The organism is Micromonospora reichwaldensis, assembly GCF_031845925.1.
In the GTDB taxonomy this organism is placed as follows: Bacteria; Actinomycetota; Actinomycetes; order Mycobacteriales; family Micromonosporaceae; genus Micromonospora; species Micromonospora reichwaldensis.
The window spans coordinates 96,996-116,603 of sequence record NZ_JAVRFL010000016.1 but is presented as its reverse complement, the minus strand read 5'-3'; the positions used below and the strand labels follow the sequence as shown (position 1 = coordinate 116,603).

At 73.1% G+C, this 19,608-nt stretch carries 15 protein-coding genes; 6 read left to right on the top strand and 9 right to left on the bottom strand.

The features are described from left to right. Positions 1-76: 76 nt before the first annotated feature. From RM555_RS15785 to RM555_RS15765, 5 genes are all read right to left on the bottom strand, one after another. Positions 77-3,544, bottom strand: coding sequence for a LamG domain-containing protein (locus RM555_RS15785; RefSeq protein ID WP_311412480.1), 3,468 nt, complete (start codon positions 3,542-3,544; stop codon positions 77-79). A 113-nt stretch (positions 3,545-3,657) separates the two neighbouring features. Further along, positions 3,658-6,798 carry a DNRLRE domain-containing protein gene (locus RM555_RS15780; protein ID WP_311412446.1) on the bottom strand — a complete coding sequence of 1,047 codons (3,141 nt, stop codon included), beginning with the start codon at positions 6,796-6,798 and terminating at the stop codon, positions 3,658-3,660. 1,000 nt (positions 6,799-7,798) lie between these two features. Further along, the gene (locus RM555_RS15775; RefSeq protein ID WP_311412445.1) at positions 7,799-8,764 is read right to left on the bottom strand and encodes a golvesin C-terminal-like domain-containing protein; all 966 of its coding nucleotides are present in this window, start codon (positions 8,762-8,764) and stop codon (positions 7,799-7,801) included. Beyond that, the gene (locus tag RM555_RS15770; protein ID WP_165947736.1) at positions 8,764-8,928 is read right to left on the bottom strand and encodes a hypothetical protein; all 165 of its coding nucleotides are present in this window, start codon (positions 8,926-8,928) and stop codon (positions 8,764-8,766) included. The genes RM555_RS15775 and RM555_RS15770 overlap by 1 nt, the downstream gene beginning before the upstream one ends. A 177-nt stretch (positions 8,929-9,105) precedes the next feature. Further along, the gene (locus RM555_RS15765) at positions 9,106-9,894 is read right to left on the bottom strand and encodes an aldo/keto reductase (protein ID WP_311412444.1); all 789 of its coding nucleotides are present in this window, start codon (positions 9,892-9,894) and stop codon (positions 9,106-9,108) included. 93 nt (positions 9,895-9,987) lie between these two features. On the opposite strand from RM555_RS15765, the gene RM555_RS15760 reads away from it, so the two are divergent. Both RM555_RS15760 and RM555_RS15755 read left to right on the top strand, forming a co-directional pair. Next, positions 9,988-11,049: a DNA polymerase ligase N-terminal domain-containing protein gene (locus RM555_RS15760; RefSeq protein WP_311412443.1), complete on the top strand. Its 1,062-nt coding sequence runs from the start codon at positions 9,988-9,990 to the stop codon at positions 11,047-11,049. A 16-nt stretch (positions 11,050-11,065) separates the two neighbouring features. Then, positions 11,066-12,259: a threonine synthase gene (locus RM555_RS15755; protein WP_311412442.1), complete on the top strand. Its 1,194-nt coding sequence runs from the start codon at positions 11,066-11,068 to the stop codon at positions 12,257-12,259. A 64-nt stretch (positions 12,260-12,323) separates the two neighbouring features. Here RM555_RS15755 and RM555_RS15750 read toward each other — a convergent pair whose 3' ends face one another. The 3 genes from RM555_RS15750 to RM555_RS15740 form a co-directional block, all read right to left on the bottom strand. Then, positions 12,324-14,120 carry a glycoside hydrolase family 15 protein gene (locus RM555_RS15750; protein WP_311412441.1) on the bottom strand — a complete coding sequence of 599 codons (1,797 nt, stop codon included), beginning with the start codon at positions 14,118-14,120 and terminating at the stop codon, positions 12,324-12,326. 45 nt (positions 14,121-14,165) lie between these two features. After that, complete coding sequence (locus RM555_RS15745; protein ID WP_121399025.1) at positions 14,166-14,558, bottom strand: cupin domain-containing protein; 393 nt, start codon at positions 14,556-14,558, stop codon at positions 14,166-14,168. Positions 14,559-14,801: 243 nt separating this feature from the next. Next, positions 14,802-15,287 carry a septum formation initiator gene (locus RM555_RS15740; RefSeq protein WP_311412440.1) on the bottom strand — a complete coding sequence of 162 codons (486 nt, stop codon included), beginning with the start codon at positions 15,285-15,287 and terminating at the stop codon, positions 14,802-14,804. 102 nt (positions 15,288-15,389) lie between these two features. Here RM555_RS15740 and RM555_RS15735 point away from each other — a divergent pair, with 102 nt between their 5' ends. From RM555_RS15735 to RM555_RS15720, 4 genes are all read left to right on the top strand, one after another. Continuing rightward, entirely contained in the window at positions 15,390-16,085 is a 696-nt protein-coding gene (locus tag RM555_RS15735; protein WP_151453606.1) for a response regulator transcription factor, read from the top strand. After that, positions 16,082-17,359, top strand: a complete 1,278-nt coding sequence (locus RM555_RS15730; RefSeq protein ID WP_132233814.1) for a sensor histidine kinase — start codon at positions 16,082-16,084, stop codon at positions 17,357-17,359. Before RM555_RS15735 ends, RM555_RS15730 begins: the two co-directional genes overlap by 4 nt. 114 nt (positions 17,360-17,473) lie before the next feature. Beyond that, entirely contained in the window at positions 17,474-18,013 is a 540-nt protein-coding gene (locus RM555_RS15725; RefSeq protein WP_311412439.1) for a PepSY domain-containing protein, read from the top strand. 159 nt (positions 18,014-18,172) lie between these two features. After that, the gene (locus RM555_RS15720; RefSeq protein WP_311412438.1) at positions 18,173-19,276 is read left to right on the top strand and encodes a beta family protein; all 1,104 of its coding nucleotides are present in this window, start codon (positions 18,173-18,175) and stop codon (positions 19,274-19,276) included. A gap of 43 nt (positions 19,277-19,319) precedes the next feature. On the opposite strand, the gene RM555_RS15715 is transcribed toward RM555_RS15720, so the two are convergent. After that, a complete protein-coding gene (locus tag RM555_RS15715) occupies positions 19,320-19,601 on the bottom strand; it encodes an adhesin (protein WP_132233810.1) in 282 nt (93 codons plus the stop codon). Between the last annotated feature and the right edge of the window lie 7 nt (positions 19,602-19,608).

Genomic DNA, 19,608 nt, shown 5'->3' with positions numbered 1-19,608 from the left:
GTCGGGAAGAAGAAAGGGAGACCGCGGCGCGAGGCGGTGGGCCCGATCGGTACGGACGGACCCACCGCCTGCCGCGTCACAGCGTCGGTTGCTCGCGTACCGAGACGTTGAGCTTCTGGATCAGCACCGGGTCGGTCACCCCGTCGTAGACCCGGACGTCGTCGATCGCGCCGGACAGGTGCTCGTCGAAGGCGCCGGCGATGAAGGCCCGGCCCAGCTGCACCCCGCCGGTGGCGGCGAAGGGCGACTTGAGCTCGATCGCCTGGCTGAAGGTTCCGTTGACGTACAGGGCCATCTCGCGGATGTAGCCGTTGTAGACGAGGGTGAGGTGATCGCCCTTGCCGATGAGCTTCGGTGCCTCACCGGCGCTCCTCGTCGTCCACTCCGGGGCCGCCACGTCGCTCTCGGCCATGGCCAACTCCCACGAGCCCTGGTCGTTGCAGCGCACGATCACCGAGCTGCCCTGGCTGCCCTTCTGCGAGAAGACGGCCATCGGGGCACCCGCGCAGTTGCTGGTCAGCTTGACCCGGGCGCTGATCGAGAAGCTGCCCGCCATGTCGGCGTTCGTCGGCGTGCTCGCGTAGCTCTCCGGCTGACCGTTGAGCGCCAGGTGGCCACCGCCGAGCAGGGAGAGCACCGGGTGGCGGTAGATCGTCGCCGCCGGTCCCAGCGTGACGCCCGCACCACCCTTCTCCTCGGGGCTCACCTTGCTGGTCTCGGCGTTCAACCGCCAGTACGCCTTGCGGTTCGGCGCCGTCTTCTTCAGGCCGGTGACCTCCGCCGGGAGGACCAGCCGGTCGAAGACCGAGACGTCCGCCATCGACCCCTGCCAGTTGTCGAAGTAGCCACCCTTGGTCAGGGTGCGCCCGATCTGCAGCGGGCCACGCGCCTTGGTCAACGACCGGCGTTGGGCGACGACCGGGGCGGCGGCGCCCACCTGGAGCGACATCTCCTTCCTGGTGCCGTCGAAGATGGCCGCGACGTACGTCCAGCCCGTCGTGGCCGGGCCCCCGATCACCTGCCACCGGCCCAGCGTGACGACGTCGTTGACCGGCATCCGGAAGTACCAGGCGCCCTCGTCGATGCCCAGCGTCGGGCCCGGCTCACCGGTGCCGTCCTGGCTGATCGCCACCTGCCTCCGGGCGGGGTCGTCGACCTTGAACCAACCGGTGATCGCGAAGCTCGTCGACGTGTCCGTCAGCACCTGCTTGGCGGTGGTCAGGTAGGCGTTCGCCGTGCCGTCGAAGCGGGCCGCCGTGTCGGACGGGCCGCCCGGGCCCTCCACGCCGAAGGTGATGCCGCTGCCGACCGTGGCGTCGTTCTCGCCGAGACCGTCGTTCGCCTCGTCCTGGCCCGCGACCTCGCCCAGGGACCACTGCGACGTCGGCGGGCGCTTGCCCACCCGGAAGGTGCAGGAGGCGATGGTGCTCGACCGCCCGGCCCGGTCGACGGCCTGGACGTTGATCGTCCGAGGACCCTCCTTGTCGGGGTACCAGTTGTTCAGCGTGACCGGGCCGCCGTCCGTGGCAGGGTGCAGCACGTTCGTCGGCATCGGGTTGGTGTTGAACCCGTAGCGGTACGCCACGACGTCCGTGGCGGCGGAGTCGAAGGTGAAGCTGGCGGGCACACCGATCGAACCGAGCCACTCGTCGCTCTCGATGCAGTTCGGCGCCCCCGACGTGCCGTTGTCCGCCGCGTCCTGCGGCAGGTAGACGGCGGAGTCGACGTCCGGGGCGCTCGGACTGGTCGTGTCGTACCAGAACTGACAGACGTCGCGGGTGCCGTCACTGCTCCACGGCCCGGCCTTGGTGTTGTCGCTGCCCCGGACATCCCAGGAGATGAGCACGTTCTGCGGGATGTCGCTGAGCGCGGGGGAGGAGAAGACCGATCCGCTGGCCTTCAGGGACGTCAGGTACGTGCGCGTCTGCGTCGTACCACCGGGCGGTGTCCAGGTGACCCGGAACTCGCCCTTGACCTGCTCCGTGTGCGCCGAGGAGTGGTCCGGGTCCCGCAGCACCGCGTTGAGCCTCGGCGGCACGTCCACGTACGGCGCGTTCGCCCCGTAGGCACACTGCCCGCCGGGCGACATGGTCAGCTCGTTGAGGTTCGGGATGAGCGGCGACCGGTTGTAGCGGACCGAGAGGAGGCCGTTGTCGCAGAACCGCTTGCTGTGCGTGTAGTCGCTCTCGTTCGTCGCCCGCAGGCCGAGGACCACCGATCCCTTGTTCTCCTCCGCGGCGATCTCCACCGCCCTCTTCGCGTTCCAGCTCGCGTTCTGGTTGGTCGAGGTGCACGACGACTGGACGCTGGAGGGGGATGCCGTCGCGAGCAGGGTCGCGCCGCTCCAGCCGGAGCCCCCCGGCTGGTTGCCCCAGTTCGTCGACGTCCCGATGGTGGACGAGAGGGGCATGAGGTAGAGCGAGGCGGCCCGGGCGGTCGAGTTCCAGGCGTGCTGCATCGTCACCCGGAACTCGGCGCTCAGGATCGTCTTTCCGGAGTACGGCGTGGCGAGCCGGTAGAACAGCCGCTTGATCTTCGAGTTGTTGCACGAGCTGGGGCAGAGCCCGATCCGCTCGTGCCGCTTGCCGTCGAACTTCCAGTACTCCTCGCTGGGGTACCCGCTGTCGACCATCGCCCAGCCGCTGTTGGTGCTGCTCTGCCACACCGGGTCGATGTACAGCGGGAAGGACGCCTCCGGGTCGGTGAGCATGGCCCGGTTCGGCGTGAGCGTCAGGGTGTTGTCGGCGTAGTCGAGACCGACCTGGGCCACCTCGGACGTGTCGCCCGGGCCCTGCACCGAGGCCGCACCCGGATCGGTGTCGACGGACGACGACCGGGCGGCGACGCCCTCGCCGTCCGGCGTCCCGCTGTCCCACATGGTCGGGGCGTCGGCCTCGAGGACCGGGTTTCCGGTGGCCGGGTCGAGCGCCACCACGCCCCCGTCCCCGGTCTCCTGGATGGTCAGGCCGGCTGCGGTGACGCCGAGCTGGAGGTTCTGCAGTTCCGGCAGGTTGGCCGCCTCGGGCGTCTTGACCAGGAGCACGTGCGAGAAGCCCTCGACGGTCACGGTCGCCACCAGATCGACGTCCGGGAACACGTTCGGGTAGGTCGCCTGGCTGCCCTCGACCAGCGGGGCGGGCAGCGGCCCGTGCGGCCAGGTCAGCGTCATGCTCTTCTGGTCGCGCGACGCCACCATGAGCGGCGCGGTGCCGCCCTGGGACAGCTCCATCCCCAGCAGCGCGGCGGTCGGCCCGTAGGCGCCGTTGGGCAGGACCATCAGCGTCGAGTCGGCGGGTACCCAGGCGTCGCCCTGGGTGACCCGGACCGCTTGGGCGTGGTCGTTGGCGATCAACGTGCCGTCGGGCTGCGCGAAGACGTCGCGGTACTCCGTGCGATGCGACAGCACCTCGACCGGTTGGTTGAGCGCCTTGGCCGCGACCAGCGCCTCGGCCTCGGTGTCCCGGATGGGGTCCTGCTCGAGCGCGGCGGCGGGCACCACCGGCGGTGCCGGTTGCTGCGGCTCGACGAACGCCCCGGCGGACATCAGCCCGGCCAGGCCGAGCGTGAGGCCGAGCGTGAAGAGCCGGCCCCGCTTTCTCCTACGACTGGCCACCCTCAGGTCCTCCCCCGTTGAGCTGTGCGAATCCATGTGTGTCATCAGCTGACCGCCACCCCGAACGTGCTCTGGCCGGTGGGCAGGCCGCCCTGGCCTGGTTGCAGCGTGATGCTCGGAACGCGGTTACCGGCGGCGAGGTCGGCCCAGGTGAAGCCGTACACCGCGTCGAGGCCGTAGGGCGTGCCGACGTACAGGCGCTGCGCGGTCGCGCCGAGCGAGGTGCCGACGAGTTCCTGCGCCCGTACGGAGCCCGGCATGCTCGCGCCACCGCGCTCCAGGGTGATCGGGGTACCGATCGGGTTGGCCAGGGCGGGGAAGATCCGTACCCGGCCGGAGTCGGCCGTCGTCTCCCCGGCGTCGTCACCCGGTGCGCCGATCGCGATGAACATCGTCGCGTTGGTGCCCTCGCTGGCCGGTGCGGTGTTCGTCACCGCGACCTTCTCGCCGAGGTAGTTGCCGTCCTTCGACGCGTAGGTGATCGCCGGCAGTTCCGCGGCGGCGTTGGCGGCGGTGATGTGGAAGCGGTGCACCAGGCCGGCGTCCGTCTCCAGCTTTCCGGTCGCCGCGACGGTGATGTCCTCCCCCGGCACGCCGACGACCAGCAGCGAGTCCCGCTGCCCGGTCGGCGATCCGACCGGACGGTACGGCACCAGGGCGATGGACTTGCCGAAGTTGTCGTCCGCCTGGGAGACGTTGGAGACGTTCGCCCCGTTCAGGATCGCCGCGTCCTGGGTCAATCCGGCGGCGAGGGTGGGCAACCCGTTGGTCAGGGTGTGGCCGAAGACGTTCACCGAGCCGGCGAAGGTCTCCGTGCCGATCGACTCGCCCGGGGAGCTGACCGCCCAGTGGTGCTTGGACGCGGCGACGGCGTAGCCGGTGCGGTCGTCGATCTCCGCCGTGTCGGGGATCCCGTTGCCCTGGCTGAGCATGAGATTCAGGTTGCCCCGCAGGTAGTGCACGGTGCCGGCGAGAGCGCCGGTGGGCAGGCCCTCGCCGGGCGCCCCGATCACCAGGTACGGCTCGCCGCTGGCGGTTCGGCTGCCGGCCACGGCCTGGCCGAACCAGTCGTTGGCCTCGGCCGCGTCCGGGACGTTCGTGGAGTCCTGGTGGTAGACCAGGGACGTCTGTGTCTGCGCTAGGCCCGCCGGTGAGCCGAACAGCACGTAGACGGCACCGGCATAGGGCTGGCCGCTGATGTTCTGGAACGGCACGCCGACCGCGAGGTCCGTACACCCGTCGTTGTTGGCGTCGTAGGCGGAGATGGACATGCCGAACCGGTCGCCCGCCTCGGCCGAGCCCGGCACCTTGGCGGCGCCCTCGTGCAGGCTGTGCACGGTCGCGCTGCCGCCGTACGTCACGTGGATCCGGCCGGCGCGGACGGCACCGCCCACCACGGCCTCCGGGTCGGCGACCGCGATGTCGGTCGTGCCGTCGCCGTTGAAGTCGCTGTCGGTGCCGCCGGTGCAGCCGGTGACGGGGGCGGCGGTGGTGTACACCTGCATCTCGCAGAACGAGGACCAGACGTCACTGCCGGCGACGCCGTCGGCAGCCTTGACCCGCCAGCGGTAGATGCCGCCGTCGACGAAGGCACCCGCCGGGACGGTCGTCGCGGCGGTGGCGCCGGAGGCGACGTTGCTGAAGGTGGCGGAGCCGATCGCCACGTCGGCGTTCATCGCCCACCACTCGAAGGTGACCGTCATCGCGGTGTTGTCGGCGTCGGCGACGGTCGCCTTGAGCTGCGGGGTCAGGGTGTTGACCTGCGGACGGGCCGAGCCGGTCGCGCAGCTGGTGGCCGGGACGGTGACCCGGGAGGTGACGGTCGGCCAGGAGTTGTACGTGACCGACGCCTTCGGGTCCTCGGTCGCCGCGGCGCCCTCCCGGGACCGGAACTGCTTGAACCCGGCGGGGACCGTCTCGTCGGTGGCCCGGACACCCATGCCGGCGCGGGTCTTGTTCGCGCTGGCCGCGCGCTGGAAGAAGCTCTTGCCGTCGATGTTCGCCCACGCGTCGGCGCAGCTGGTCGAGCCGTGCGTGGCGGTCGACGTCGCCTCGAAGTGGTCCCAGGACGGCTGGTTGGTGAACGTCGTGGTGTAGGTCGACGCGCCGGTGGACCAGATCTCCCAGGACGTGGGCGTGCAGGTGTGCGACCAGAAGTTGAAGAACGACACGGTGGCGGCGGTGATCTGCTTTCCGGCGAGGACCGTGGTGTCCCAGGTGAGGAACGAGCGGGTCAGCGTGGCCGGCGTGGTCGCCAGCAGGCCGATCTGCAGGTCCGGTTCCTGGTTCTGGTCGGTGGTCACCGTCTGCCGGACGTACGTGTCGAACGTGGTGGTCAGCGGGTTGACCGTCGGGTCGATGGTCACCGGGAAGGTGGTGGACTCGCTGGCCAGCCAGCGGGCGTCCGGCGTGAGCGTGAGTTCGACGCCGCCACCCCGCCGGGCGAGGTCGGTACGCACCGGCCTGCGCTGGGCCGGAGCACCGGTGATGGTCTTCTTCGCGTCCCACATCAACGGGGCCGGGATCCGGGCGGTCTGCTTTCCGGAACGGCCGGTCAGGGTCACCGCGCCGTCCGCACCCCGCGCCGACGACGCCACGCCGGGGCCGGTGAACGGGAAGCTGATCCGCTCGACCTGGGCGACGGCGGACCGCGTCTTGACGACGAGGAACTGCTCGAAGCCGAGCCGGGTGGCCTCGACGACCAGGTCCACGCCCGGCCGGGCGTCCACGTAGGTGGCCCGGTTGCCGGTCAGCACCGGCGTGGGCAACGCCCCCGACCAGCCCATCGCGACCCGGTCGTCGCCGGTCCCGACGGCGGCCAGTTCGTGCTCGCCGGCTCCGGCCGGCCCGGAGATCTTCAGGTCGTTGGGGTGCGCGACGGGCGCGACCGCGCCGTCGGGAGCCGCCTTGAGGGTGAGGTCGACGGACACCCATCCGCCGTCCCGCTTGAACCGCTGTATCCCGGCGGCGATCTCCGCCCGGAACTGCCCGTCCGGTAGCGCGAAGACCTCGGCCGTCTCTGAGGTGAGGCTCTTGACCTGCACCGGCTTACCGCTTTCGCGTGCCGTGCGCAGGGACACCGCCTCATCCGATTTGCCCTGAACGCCACCTGTCACGCCGTCCGGGCCGGCGGCGAGAAGCTCCGCCGGCTCTCCGGAGATACCAAACAACGCGACCGCTGTCATGACCGCGACGCCTGCCGCAAGGCATGAACGAACGGTGGCCGTCATCCGACGGTCCACGAACCCTCCCCCGTGTGTATCCATCTGTGCGAGCCGGGACTCTATGAACCACATGGCAGAGAGCACAAGTCCGGTCACAAACTGTAAGGACGCATGCTGGCGAAGCGGACATCTCCTCGATGGATCACCACGCTGTGCGACCGCGATTCAGGGGTCAGCCGGTCCGGCGTGGAGTCTCCCGGACCCACGCGCATCGCCGGGCCGGCGCCGCCCGCGCCGGCGCAGGGCCGATGGATGTACGGAAACCAGCAGCTTAAGCCCAATGGTCGGCTGATTGGCCAATCAGGATTCGAAACGACCGAGCACCACTGCGGACAGCACGCCCGGCCCTTTCGACTTCCTTCTATTTAACCGAAGGTGACCGTCGGCCCTCGAAAGTCGGCCATCCCCCGATCAACCCCCGCGCGAGCCGCACGGGTGCCCGTCCGTCGCCATTCGGACGGAACGACACAGCGGACGCGGGAAAGGGACGTCGAACCGACCTGAAACGTTTTCAGCTTGGCCGTCGACGGGCTCGACCCCTACTCAGGGGGCCGAGGCCGGCCGACGAGACAGCCTTCGGAAGCGACCGGGAGGCGATTCTCGGCGCAATCCCCGGATGTCGCTCGGGACACTTCTCCCCACCCCGTCCACTCACACCGGAACAGCTGCCGGAATTCCCCCACGACAGGGTGCGCCACGGTCCCCGGAATGGCACCGCGACCATGGCACGGTCGCACTCCCGCGCGCCGCGGGGAACGACGAACCGACAGGTCGGAGCCGAAGTGAGGCGGACGGCACCGGCCACCGTGGAGGCTACGGTGATCGCCGTCGCCCTCGTCGGCCACGCTTACGCGACCCGGGCCGGCAGGGCGACCGCCCCTCGGCACCCCGCCCCTCAAGACGTGCGTACGGCGGCTCCCCGTCCCCCGGGAGCCGCCGTACGCGAGGGGTCGTCGGCCCGTCAGACCCGGGTGAGCCGGACGGCGTCGGCGATGACGAGGCCGGCGGCGGAACTCCACCGGCTGACCGCGACCCGGTTGGCGTCCCCGGCCGGCAGCGTGAACGTGCCGAGGGAACGCCACTGCCCGCCGGTCGCCGCCTGGTTGACGATGACCGTCCGGTTGCCGGTGGTGGTGGCCACGATGTACGGCGTCGCGGTGTTGTAGCCGGAGACCGCCGGCCACCAGGCGTCGACCCGGTAGTTCGCGGTCGCCGGCACGTTGAACTTGTACCAGGCGGCGTCGCTGGCGGCGACGGGCTGGGCGAAGCGGTAGTCGGTCCCGTAGCGCTGGGCCGAGTACGCCGAGGTGCCCCAGCTGGCGCTGGCGGTGAAGCGTCCGGCGGTGGAGTTGTCCACCACGGAACTCCAGGTGTTGCCGCCGCCCGCCATCTTCGCGGCGACGTCGGCGCGCATCGTGTTCAGGTCGATGAAGGACGGGTCGATCTTGCCGCTGGTGCTCGTCTCGCGGTGGCCCCGGGCGTAGCTGGCGTCCTTGCCCAGCCGCTTGAGCACGGCGGCGGTGGCGGCGATCGACGCGTTGTACTGCGCCGCCGTCATCTCCTGGTTCACGCCGTTGTAGTCGATCTCCCACCCGATCATCAGGGTGTTGCCGTCGCCGGCGGGGATCGGCCCGCTGCCCCGGCTGACGCCCGCGTGGTTGCAGCGCCCGGCGGAGATGACGTGGAAGACGCCGTGGTAGTCGACGAGGGCCTGGCAGAGCGGGCCGGGCAGGTCGGACCGGCCGTTGATGCAGACGTTGAGCGCCGGGTGCGGGTTGCTGGCGCTGGAGGTGGCGGCGGTGTGGTGCCAGAGCACACCGATCGGGTCGAACGAGCCGGGACGCATGCGGTTGACCCAGTCGCCGTGGGTGACGACCTGGACGCCCGCTCCCCGCAGGACGTCCACCAGCCAGGGAATGGTGGCCATCAGGACTCCCCGAGCAGGTCGGCGAGGCACTCGGCCTTCGGCGCGGCGAGCGGCGCGGCGCTCGCCGTGGCGGGCTTGGCGGCTACGGCCACCGCGGTGGCCACCAGGGCCGACATGCCCAGCACCCCGCGTCGGGGGAGGCGGGCGGGTCGTGACGCGTTCATGGCGCTCCTTCAGACAAGGGCGGAGGGGTTCCGACTCATCGATGAACTGGTGACGCGCACGGTATATCGTCACGAGCATCTATGTCGATACCCTTCATCGCCCCTATTCAGGCTGAAGGAATTTGGCAAAGACGGACCCCGGACCGGGCCTTCGCTCCGGGTGCCGGAAGGGGTTCGTCAGGGGTTGCCGAGAGCGTCGATGTCGCGCATCTCCTCGGCGGTCAGCGAGAAGCGGAAGATGTCGGCGTTGACGCGGATCCGCTCCGGGGTCACCGACTTGGGGATGACCACGATCTCGTGGTCGACGTGCCAGCGGAGCACCACCTGGGCCGGGGAGACGTCGTGCGCGGCGGCGATGCGGGTCAGCACCGGGTGGGCGAGGTCGCTGGTCTTGAACGGGCTGTAACCCTCCAGCACCACTCCCCGGTCCCGGTGCTCCTTGTGCCGCTGCCGGTCGTACAACGAGGGGCTCCACCGGATCTGGTTGACGGCCGGGTTCTCCTCGGTCGCCTGGATCAGCTCGTCGAGCTGGCCGGTGCCGTAGTTGCTCACCCCCACCGCGCGCGCGAGCCCCTCGTCCCGGGCGGCGAGCAGCTCGCGCCAGACGGGGATGTTGTCCGCCGGGTTCTCCGGCGGCCAGTGGATCAGCCACAGGTCGACGTGGTCGGTGCCGAGCGCGGTCAGGCTGGCCTCGAGCGTCTCCCGCTCCCGTCCGACCCGGTCCGGCGGCAGCTTGGTGGTGACGAAGACGTCCTCGCGGCGCAGCCCGCTCTCCTGGACCGCCCGGCCGACCTCCTCCTCGTTGCCGTACATCGTGGCGGTGTCGACGTGGCGGTAGCCGGCGTCGAGCGCGGCGAGCACCGCGTCGTACCCGGCCTGGCCGGTGGCCTGCCAGGTGCCGAAGCCGAGCAGGGGCATCCGCACCTCGCCCGGGAGCGCAACGGTGGGCTGGTCCTCGTGGTCCATGCCGCCGTCTACCCGTGATGACCCACGACATGCCCGGGCGACCGGACACCCGGGCGGCCGGCGGGCCGGCGCGGATTGCCGGAGAATGCGGAGGTGGCTGACCCGCTGGAGGAGTACCGGCGCAGACGGGACGCGGCGCGCACCCCGGAGCCGGTGCCGAAGCGCCCCCCGGGAAGGAAGCGGCCCGCCGACGGCACGGCCCGGTTCGTGATCCAGCAGCACCACGCCCGGAGCCTGCACTGGGACCTGCGCCTGGAGCACGAGGGGGTGCTGGCCTCCTGGGCGGTGCCGCGCGGGCTGCCCCGCGACACCGGCCGCAACCACCTCGCCGTGCACACCGAGGACCACCCGATGGAATACCTCGACTTCCACGGCGAGATCCCGGCCGGCGAGTACGGGGGCGGACGGATGACCGTCCACGACCGGGGCACGTACCACTGCGAGAAGTGGCGCGACGACGAGGTGATCGTCGTGCTGGACGGCGAGCGCACCTCCGGGCGGTACGTCCTCTTCGCCACCGGCGGCAGGAGCGGGCGGGACTGGATGGTCCGGCGCACCGACCCGCCACCGGAGGGCTGGACGAGCATGCCGGAGCTGGTCCGCCCGATGCACCCCACCCGGGCGGCCAAGCTGCCGGCGGACGAGCCGGAGTGGGGCTACGAGCTGCGCTGGGACGGGGTGCGTGCGGTCGCGTACGTCTCGGGTGGGCGGCTGCGGCTGCTCGCGGAGGACGACGAGGACGTCTCCGGGACGTACCCCTGGCTGCGGGAGCTGGCCGAGGAGCTGGCGCCCACGGAGGCCGTGCTGGACGGCGTCCTGGTGCGCATCGACCGGGCCGGCCGGGTGCGGCCGGCGCGCGGCGGACGCCGGACCCCCGACGCCCAGTACCTGATCTTCGATCTGCTCTGGATGGAGGGCGTGACCAGCCTCGACCTGCCCTACGCGCAGCGCCGGGAGCTGCTCGACGGCTTGGCGCTCGCCGGCCCGCACTGGCAGACTCCGCCGTGGTTCCCCGGTGCCGGCCGGGAGGCGCTGCGGACCGGGCGGGAGCAGGGGCTGCCCGGGGTGGTGGCGAAGCGCCTGGACTCGGTCTACGAGCCGGGCGGGCGCAGCCGGCGCTGGCTGAGCATCGACGCGAGCCGAGACACGAGCTGAGACGGCGAGGAGCATCGTGTACCTGACGCACCTGGAGTGCCCGCGCTGCGGGCGGGAGCACGACGCCACCAAGCTGACCAACCTCTGCGACTGCGGATCCCCGCTACTGGCCCGCTACGACCTGGCGGCGGTGGCGAAGGTGCTCACCCCGGAACGGTTCCCCCTGCGCCCGGCCGACCTGTGGCGCTACCGCGAGCTGCTGCCGGTGGCCGACCCCCGGCACGAGACCACGCTGGGCGAGGGCTGGACGCCGCTGCTGCGCACCCCGACCTACGGCGCGGAGATCGGCGTCGCGGACCTGCTGGTCAAGGACGAGGGGCTGACCCCGACCGGCTCGTTCAAGGCGCGCGGCGCGGCGGTGGGCGTCAGCCGGGCCCGCGAGCTGGGCGTCACGCGCATCGCCATGCCCACCAACGGCAACGCGGGCGCGGCCTGGGCCACCTACGCCGCGCGGGCCGGGCTGGGCGCGACCATCGTCATGCCGCTGGACGCGCCGGCCATCTGCCGGCGCGAGTGCGTGGCCGCCGGGGCCGACCTACGCCTGGTCGACGGGCTGATCGGCGACGCCGGGCGGCACGTCGCGGGGCTGGTCGCCGGCTCCGGCGGCGCGATCTTCGACGCCGGCACGCTGCGGGAGCCGTACCGGCTCGAGGGCAAGAAGACGATGGGGTACGAGATCGTCGAGCAGCTCGGCTGGCAGGTGCCCGACGTGATCATCTATCCCACCGGCGGCGGGGTCGGCCTGATCGGCATCCACAAGGCGCTGCACGAGCTGCGCGAGCTGGGCTGGATCGAGGACAAGCTGCCCCGCCTGGTCGCGGTGCAGTCGACGGGCTGCGCGCCGATCGTCCGCGCCTTCGCCGCCGGTGAGCAGCGGGCGCGGCCCTGGGCCGACGCGCACACCGTGGCGTTCGGCATCACCGTGCCCGCCCCGCTCGGCGACGAGCTGATCCTCGACGCGCTGCGCGCCAGCGCCGGCACCGCGATCGCCGTGGACGACGCCGAGATCCTGGCCGACCTGCGGAACTTCGCCGCCCGCGAAGGGCTGCTGCTCTGCCCGGAGGGGGCCGCCTGCCTGACCGCCGCCCGGCACCTGCGCGCCGGCGGCTGGATCCGGGCCGGCGAACGCGTGGTGGTGCTCAACACCGGGGCCGGCGTGAAGTACCCGGAGACGGTGGACGTCACCGACGTCCCGGTCCTCCCCGCCTGAGGTGTAAGGAGGGGACCCTTCCTATACAAATAGCGATAGTAGGGGGCCCTTCCTTTCACCCTCGTCAGTCCGTGGTGGGGTCGGTCAGCCGCCAGGCGGCGCTGACCAGGCCGATGTGCGACAGCGCCTGCGGGGTGTTGCCGACCTGCGCGCCGGTACGCGGGTCGATCTGCTCGCTGAACAGGCCGATGTCGTTGGCGTGCCCGAGCAGCCGCTCGAAGAGCGCCTCGGCCCGGCCCTGCTCACCGGCCAGGACCAGGCACTCCACCAGCCAGAACGAGCAGGGCAGGAAGCCCGCCGGGTCGGTGTCCCAGCGGCGGACGAGTCCCTCCCCGGCGCCCAGCCCGCTCTCGACGGCCTCGATGGTCGCGCGCATCCGCGGGTCGGTCGCCGGCAGGAACCCCACCAGCGGCAGCAGCAGCACGGAGGCGTCCAGCTCCGGCGAGCCGAACGCGCCGCCGTACGCGCCGGTCCGCTCGTGCCAGCCGTCGCGCAGCACGGTGGTGCGGATCTCGTCGCGGATCCTCGCCCACCGCCGGGCGTCGGCCCGGCCGCCGAGCCGGGGCGCGAGCCGCACCGCCCGGTCCAGCGCCACCCAGCAGAGCACCTTCGACGTGAGGTAGTGCCGGTCGGTGTCCCGGGTCTCCCAGATGCCCCGGTCGGGCAGGTGCCAGGTGGCGGCGACCTGCTCGGCCAGGCCGAGCACCATCTCGCGCAGTTCCGTGTCGAGCGCCTCCCCCAGGTGGTCGCGCAGCTGCCAGACCGCCGAGAGCACCTCGCCCGGCACGTCGAGCTGGCGCTGCCGCCAGGCGTCGTTGCCGACCCGCACCGGCAGGCTGCCGCCGTAGCCGCGCAGGTGGGCGCACTCGTGCTCGGAAACGTCCCGCTCCCCCTCCAGGCCGAAGAGCACGGGCACGGGATCGGGGCCGACCCGGCCGATCGAGCGGGCCGCCCAGGCGAAGAGCCGGGACGCCTCGGACGGGCAGGCGGCCACCCAGAGGGCGCGCAGCGTCATGGCGAAGTCGCGCAACCACGAGTAGCGGTAGTCGTAGTTGTGGTCGCCGCCGATCCGCTCCGGCAGCGACGTGGTCAGGGCCGCGGCCACCGCGCCACTGCGGGCGTACGTGAGGCCGGTCAGCACGGTCGCGCTGTGCCGGACCTGCTCCCGGTAGCGGCCGTCGTAGTGGTGCGACTCGCGGTAGGCCTGCCACGCCTGCACCGTCTCGGCGAGCGCGGCCACCGGCTCCAGCCGGGCCGGCACCGTCCCGTACGCCTGCCCGTACGCCACGTCGAAGCCGACCACCTGCCCGGCGGAGACCTCGAACTCCTGCCGGACCCGGTCCCGGTCGACGTGCGGCGGCACCCCGTCGGTGTGCAGGACCAGCACCACCGGGCCGGCCGCGGCCAGCACCCCGCCGTCGGGCTGCCCGTGCAGGTACGGGGTGAGCAGGCCGTACTCCGGGCGGGGGCGGAAGTCGAGCGACATCCGCACCCGCCCGGCCAGTCCCTCCACGACCCGCAGCAGCACCGCCGGGGAGTTCATCCCCAGTTGGTGGCCACGGGCGCCGAACTCGGCGGCGAGCGCGTCGGTGACCGCGACGCTCCCCTCCGGCGTGTGATGCACGGTGCGCAGCACCAGCGTGTCGGCCACGTACGCCCGCTCCACCCGGTGCCCGGGAAGCCCGGCGGCGGTGGGCGCCAGCCGGAAGTGCCCGGCCTCCGGGTCGAGCACGCGGCCGAAGACCGACGGGGAGTCGAACCGGTCCGGGCACCACCAGTCGATCGAGCCGTCCCGACCGACCAGGGCACCCGATCGGCAGTCGGAGAGGAACCCGTAGTCGGAGATCGCCAGTTGGTCCACCCGCTGCGGGTACCCCGTTGCGGCCGCCTCAGGCGGCACCGACGGTCAGGAGGTGGGCGGCTCGTCCTCGCCGGCGGCCTCGGCCGCGTCGGCCTCCTCCTTGGTCCGGTGCACCGCCTGGTCGGCGTGCTCGGGCGGGCCGTAGACCGTGTAGAGCACCAGCGGGTTGGGGCCGGTGTTGACGAAGTTGTGCTTCGTGCCGGCCGGCACCACCACCAGGTCGCCCTGCACGACCTCGCGCTTCTCCCCCGCCACCTGCGCCTCGCCCGTACCGCTGACGAAGGTCAGGATCTGGTCGATGTCCTCGTGGACCTCCTCGCCGATCTCGCCACCCGGCGGAATCGTCATGATCACCAGCTGGGTGTGCTCACCGGTCCACAGCACCCGCCGGAAGTCCGGGCTCTTCTCGGCGACGGTCGCGATAGTGAAATGCTCCATGCCGACGCACATACCCGCTGCGGCCCGACGCCACGCCGGGACTCGCAGATGGTGGAATTCGCCACTCCTCGGGGGTTTCGATCCCCGATGGACGGGGATCGAGGGAGTAGCCGGCGCACGATGGCCGGTCGAGCCAGGTCCCCGCCGGCGTACCGCCGTACGGCTGCGGTGGTGGGAGACGGCCAGAGCGCGGCGACGTTCCGATCCCCGGGATCCGAACGGCGCCGCGCGCTCGTGTCCGGCTCAGTCGTCGTCCTCGACCGACACCGGCTCCAGCCCCACGCAGCGCAGCTTCAGCTCGAACTCCCCGGACGGGCCGGCGAAGGCGACCTCCACGTCGTCGTCCGGCCCCGGCTCCGCGTCCGAGACCCGGTAGCCCGGCGCGGGCGTCCAGGAGACCAGCCGTACCCCGCCCGGGCCGCACTCGACCACCGCGCTGCCACCCGTCGTGGCGAAGGCCCGACGTGCTCCCGCCGGGGTCGAGCCCGTCGCTCCCGGCGACGGCGGCCCGCCGGTCCCGCCCGCCGCCGGGGACGACGGTCCGCCGGCCCCGGGGACGGTGGGCCCGGGCGAGGCCAGGGCGCGCTCGATCTCCTCCTGGCTGAGCACCCCGCCGGGGGTGCCGGCGATGCTCTCCCCCACCCACCGGATCGCGGCCACCCCGATCAGGGTGGCGAGGGCGGCGGTGGCCAGCCACCCGGCGACGGCGAGGAACGAACGGCGGCGCATGCCCCGAGTCTGACCGATCCGAGGTTGGGACGAGCACCGGACGAGGCTAAGGGAGGGTTAACGTCCGGGCCGGCGCGCCGCGTGGCGGCTAGCCTGCCACCTGTGGCCCGCCTGCTGCTCATCGAGGACGACCTGACGATCCGTACGCCGCTGCTGCGGGCACTGCGCGAGCGGGGGCACGCGGTGGCCGCCGCCTCGACGGCGATGACCGGCCTGCGCGACGCGCTGGACGACCGGCCCGACCTGGTGGTGCTCGACCTGGGACTGCCCGATCTGGACGGCCGCGAGCTGCTGCGGATGCTCCGCGCGGTCAGCGCCGTGCCGGTGATCGTCGCCACCGCCCGCGACGACGAGACCGAGATCGTCGGGGTGCTCGACGCCGGGGCGGACGACTACGTGGTGAAGCCGTTCACGGCCGCGCAGCTCGACGCGCGGATCCGGGCGGTGCTCCGGCGCGGGAGCGGGTCCGCCCCGGAGGAGGACCCGGCGCTGGTGGTGGGCGGGCTGCGGGTCGACCCGCGGTCGCGGCAGGTCACCCTGGACGGCGCGCCCGTCGAGCTGACCCCGCGCGAGTTCGACCTGCTGCACCACCTCGCGGGCCGGCCCGGCCAGGTGGTCACCAAGCGGGAGCTGCTCGCCGAGGTGTGGCGGGTCCCGTACGGCGGCGCCGACAAGACCGTGGACGTGCACCTGTCCTGGCTGCGGCGCAAGCTCGGGGAGAGCGCGCAGGCGCCCCGCTACCTGCACACCGTGCGGGGCGTCGGGGTCCGGCTCGAAGCGCCGGGGAGCGCCGGATGAGGGCCCGGTTGGCGCTGCTGGTCGCCGCGGTCAGCGTGCTCACCCTGGTCGCCTTCCTGGTGCCGCTGGCGCTGCTGGTGCGTACGGTCGCGGCGGACCGGGCCACCGTGCGGGCCACGGCCGACGCGCAGAGCCTCGTCACCGTCGTCGGCACCGCCGACACCGCGACGATCCGGCTGACGGTCGACCAGCTGGCCACGGAGTCCGCGCGGCCGGTGACGGTGTTCCTGCCCGACGGCACGGTGCTCGGCGCCCCGGCCCCCCGTACGGCCGCCGTGGCGCTGGCGGAGCGGGGGCAGAGCCTCACCGCCGAGTCCGGGCGGGGTCGGGAGGTGGTGATCGCCGTGCAGGGGCGTCCGGACGGCACCGGCGTGATCCGTACGGTGGTCCCGCCCGCCGAGCTGACCGCCGGGGTGACCCGCTCCTGGCTGGTCCTGGCCCTGCTCGGCGTGCTGCTGGTGCTGATCGGGCTGGCCGTCGCCGACCGGCTGGCCCGCACCCTGGTCCGGCCGATCGGTGAACTCTCGGCGGTGTCGCACCGGCTGGCGAACGCGGAACTGGCGGCGCGCGTCACGCCCGCCGGGCCGCGCGAGCTGCGCGAGGTGGCCGGCGCCCTCAACCACCTCGCCGGCCGGATCCAGGTGCTGCTGGTGCAGGAGCGGGAGGAGGTCGCGGACCTCTCGCACCGCCTGCGTACGCCGCTGACGGCGCTCCGCCTGGAGGCCGAGGCGCTGCGCGACCCGGAGGACGCCGCCCGGGTGACCGCGGCCGTGGACGGGCTGGAGCGGGCGGTCACGGGCCTGATCCGACAGGCCCGGTGGCGGGTGCCGACGGCCGGGGCGGCCAGCGCCGACGCGGCGGCCGTGGTGGCCGAGCGGGTGGCGTTCTGGTCGGTGCTGGCCGAGGACACCGGGCGTGCCGTGACGCTCGACCTGGCGCCGGGACCGCTGCCGGTGGGCGTGCCCGCCGACGAGCTGGCGGCGGCGGTGGACGCCCTGCTCGGCAACGTCTTCGCGCACACCCCGGACGGCACCGCGTTCGCCGTCCGGCTGACGGCGGAGGAGGCGGGCCGGGCGGCGCTGGTCGTGGCGGACGAGGGTCCGGGGATGCCGCCCGGCACGATCGGCCGGGGCGCGAGCACCGCCGGCTCGACCGGCCTGGGCCTGGACATCGCCCGCCGCGCCGCCCAGTCCAGCGGTGGCCGCCTCACCCTGCATGCCGCGCCCTCCGGGGGCGCCGAGGTACGCCTCGAACTGGGCCCACCCCCGTCCTGACCCGTCCTCCGGTCCGGCCCGGACAGGCTTAACCCGGCCTTAGCGTTCGGGCAGCGTGGCGCTATCCGGGCGGGCGCGATCCTGGGAACCAGCAACCGAGGAAGGGTGAACGAGATGAAGCGCAAGTCCCTGATGCTGGCGTCGCTCGGAGGCGCGGCCGTGCTCGTCGTGACCGGTGCGACCTTCGGCGTCGCGGCGGCCGACAACGGCGCGGCCCGGGCGACCACCCTGGCCGCCGCCACCACCGCCCCGACGACCCCGGCCGCGCCGGGCACCCCGAGCGGCACCGGGAGCAGCGCCCCGGCGACGAGCAGCGCCCCGACCACCAGCGGCACCCCGGCGGTGCCCGGCTCCCCGTCGGGCAGTGGTGCGCCGACCACCGGCGACGACGCGGTGAGCGAGCAGCGGGCCGGCGAGATCGCGCTGGCCCGGGCGGGCGGCGGCAAGATCGTCGAGGTCGAGCGCGAGGACGAGGACGGCCGGGCCGTGTGGAGCGTCGAGATCGTGGCCGGGCAGACCGAGCACGAGATCGACGTCGACCGGGGCGATGGCACGGTGGTCAAGGCCGAGCAGGAGCCGGTCGACGACGACGATGACGACGACGACCGGGACGACGACGATGACGACTCGGACGACGACGGCGACGACGACTGACCCGTCGCCGGTAGCGCCGCCGTCCCGCAGTGCGGGGCGGCGGCGTCGTCGTTGCGGGCTGCACGGCGACGGTCTGCGCCGCCGGATGCGGCCCGCCCCGGCAGGCGGGACGGGCCGGTCGGCCCTGTGACCGACACCGATGTCTGGCTACATTGGGGTATGGTGCCCGCCCACGAGGGCCGGGCGGCGGAACCGGTCTACCGCCCCATCCTCGCCAACCGGCGGGGCGAGCTGGAGGCGCTCGGTCATCTCGACGACGTCGTCGCCCCCCTGCTCGCCCCGGTCCTCCAGGTGTCCGTCCTCGACCAGTTCACGCTGGACGTGCTCCGTCGGCTGCCCGACGGGCTGCTCACGGCCGTCGACGTCACCGGCCTGCCCGACGCCCCGGAGGCCGAGCTGGTCCGTTGGGGCGTACCGCTGGTGCCGGTGATCGGGCTCGCGGACAGTGACCGGCGCCTGGTGGCGCACGGTGCCGCCGCCCGGGCCCACGCCCAGCGGGCGGTCGTCCGGCTGCGGGTCGGCCACGATCGCGCCGGCCCGGACGCGGCCACGGCGGCGGCGGAACGGGTCTGGCGGCTCACCGGCCTGGTGCCCGAGCAGTGCGACCTGCTCCTCGACGCGGGCGACGTGTGCTGCCGGGCCGACGTACGGGTGGCCGAGCCCCGGGTCCGCCGGTTGTCGGAGTGGGCCCGCCGGCACGCCTGGTGCTCCGTGAGCGTGGCGGCGGGCGGGATGCCCCCGGCGGTGTCCGCCCTGCCCACCGACGAACCGGTGCGCGTCGACCGCTGGGACTGGCAGCTCTGGCAGCGGCTGGCCGACCTCGGCGTCGGGTACGGCGACTACGGCGTCGGCTCCGCGGTGCCCGGCGCCGACCAGGCGGGAGACCGGCTGCCCACGGTCCGCTACACCACCGACGGCGCCTGGTGGGTGTACCGCTGGTCGCGGCGGGGCGGACGCGGCGACGACCGGTTCGCGGACCTGTGCCGCACCGTGGTCTCGGCGCCGCACTGGCCGGCCACGGGCGCGGCCTTCTCCTGGGGTGACCACGAGATCCTGCGGCGGGCCCGCCGGGGCGCCGGCGCCGGGTCCGCCAGCAACTGGGCGGCGTGGAGCACCTCGCACCACCTGGCGCACGTGCTGGCCGCGCTGCGGCAGCGAGGGCGGGAGTCCCGACCGGGACCGTGGCGGTCCGGTCAGGCGCCGCCGGAGCGGGGCCGTCCCGCCCGGCCGCACCGCAACGGGGAGACCCGCCGGGCCGGCTGAGCGCCTCCCCGCCGGGCACCGGCGAGGAGGCGGCGCCCGGCCGTCACTGCTTCTCGGTGAACCCGAACTGCACGATGCCCTCGTCGTCGACGCTCGCGTCCACCGACGCGTCGCCGAGCAGTTCGGCGGCGTCGGAGTCCAGGAAGATGCGGGCGCCCTGGTTGTCGACCACGTGGTCGCCCTCGATCGGTTCGGCGACCAGTTCGACGGTGAGCGACCCCGCGTCGGTGTCGGCGGCGATCCGCACTCCGCCGTCCTCGGCGACGTCCTGCTGGTTGGCGAGGTCTCGGATGACCAGCACGGCGTTGTCGGTCATGGTGAGCATGGCGGAA

Excerpts from the sequence above, each read along its gene's own strand:
- RM555_RS15785 (WP_311412480.1), bottom strand. The coding sequence starts at position 3,544 with ATGTCCGCCGGGGCGTTCGTCGAGCCGCAGCAACCGGCACCGCCGGTG.
- RM555_RS15780 (WP_311412446.1), bottom strand. The coding sequence starts at position 6,798 with ATGACAGCGGTCGCGTTGTTTGGTATCTCCGGAGAGCCGGCGGAGCTT.
- RM555_RS15775 (WP_311412445.1), bottom strand. The coding sequence starts at position 8,764 with ATGGCCACCATTCCCTGGCTGGTGGACGTCCTGCGGGGAGCGGGCGTC.
- RM555_RS15770 (WP_165947736.1), bottom strand. The coding sequence starts at position 8,928 with ATGAACGCGTCACGACCCGCCCGCCTCCCCCGACGCGGGGTGCTGGGC.
- RM555_RS15765 (WP_311412444.1), bottom strand. The coding sequence starts at position 9,894 with ATGGACCACGAGGACCAGCCCACCGTTGCGCTCCCGGGCGAGGTGCGG.
- RM555_RS15745 (WP_121399025.1), bottom strand. The coding sequence starts at position 14,558 with ATGGAGCATTTCACTATCGCGACCGTCGCCGAGAAGAGCCCGGACTTC.
- RM555_RS15740 (WP_311412440.1), bottom strand. The coding sequence starts at position 15,287 with ATGCGCCGCCGTTCGTTCCTCGCCGTCGCCGGGTGGCTGGCCACCGCC.
- RM555_RS15730 (WP_132233814.1), top strand. The coding sequence starts at position 16,082 with ATGAGGGCCCGGTTGGCGCTGCTGGTCGCCGCGGTCAGCGTGCTCACC.
- RM555_RS15725 (WP_311412439.1), top strand. The coding sequence starts at position 17,474 with ATGAAGCGCAAGTCCCTGATGCTGGCGTCGCTCGGAGGCGCGGCCGTG.
- RM555_RS15720 (WP_311412438.1), top strand. The coding sequence starts at position 18,173 with ATGGTGCCCGCCCACGAGGGCCGGGCGGCGGAACCGGTCTACCGCCCC.
- RM555_RS15715 (WP_132233810.1), bottom strand. The coding sequence starts at position 19,601 with ATGCTCACCATGACCGACAACGCCGTGCTGGTCATCCGAGACCTCGCC.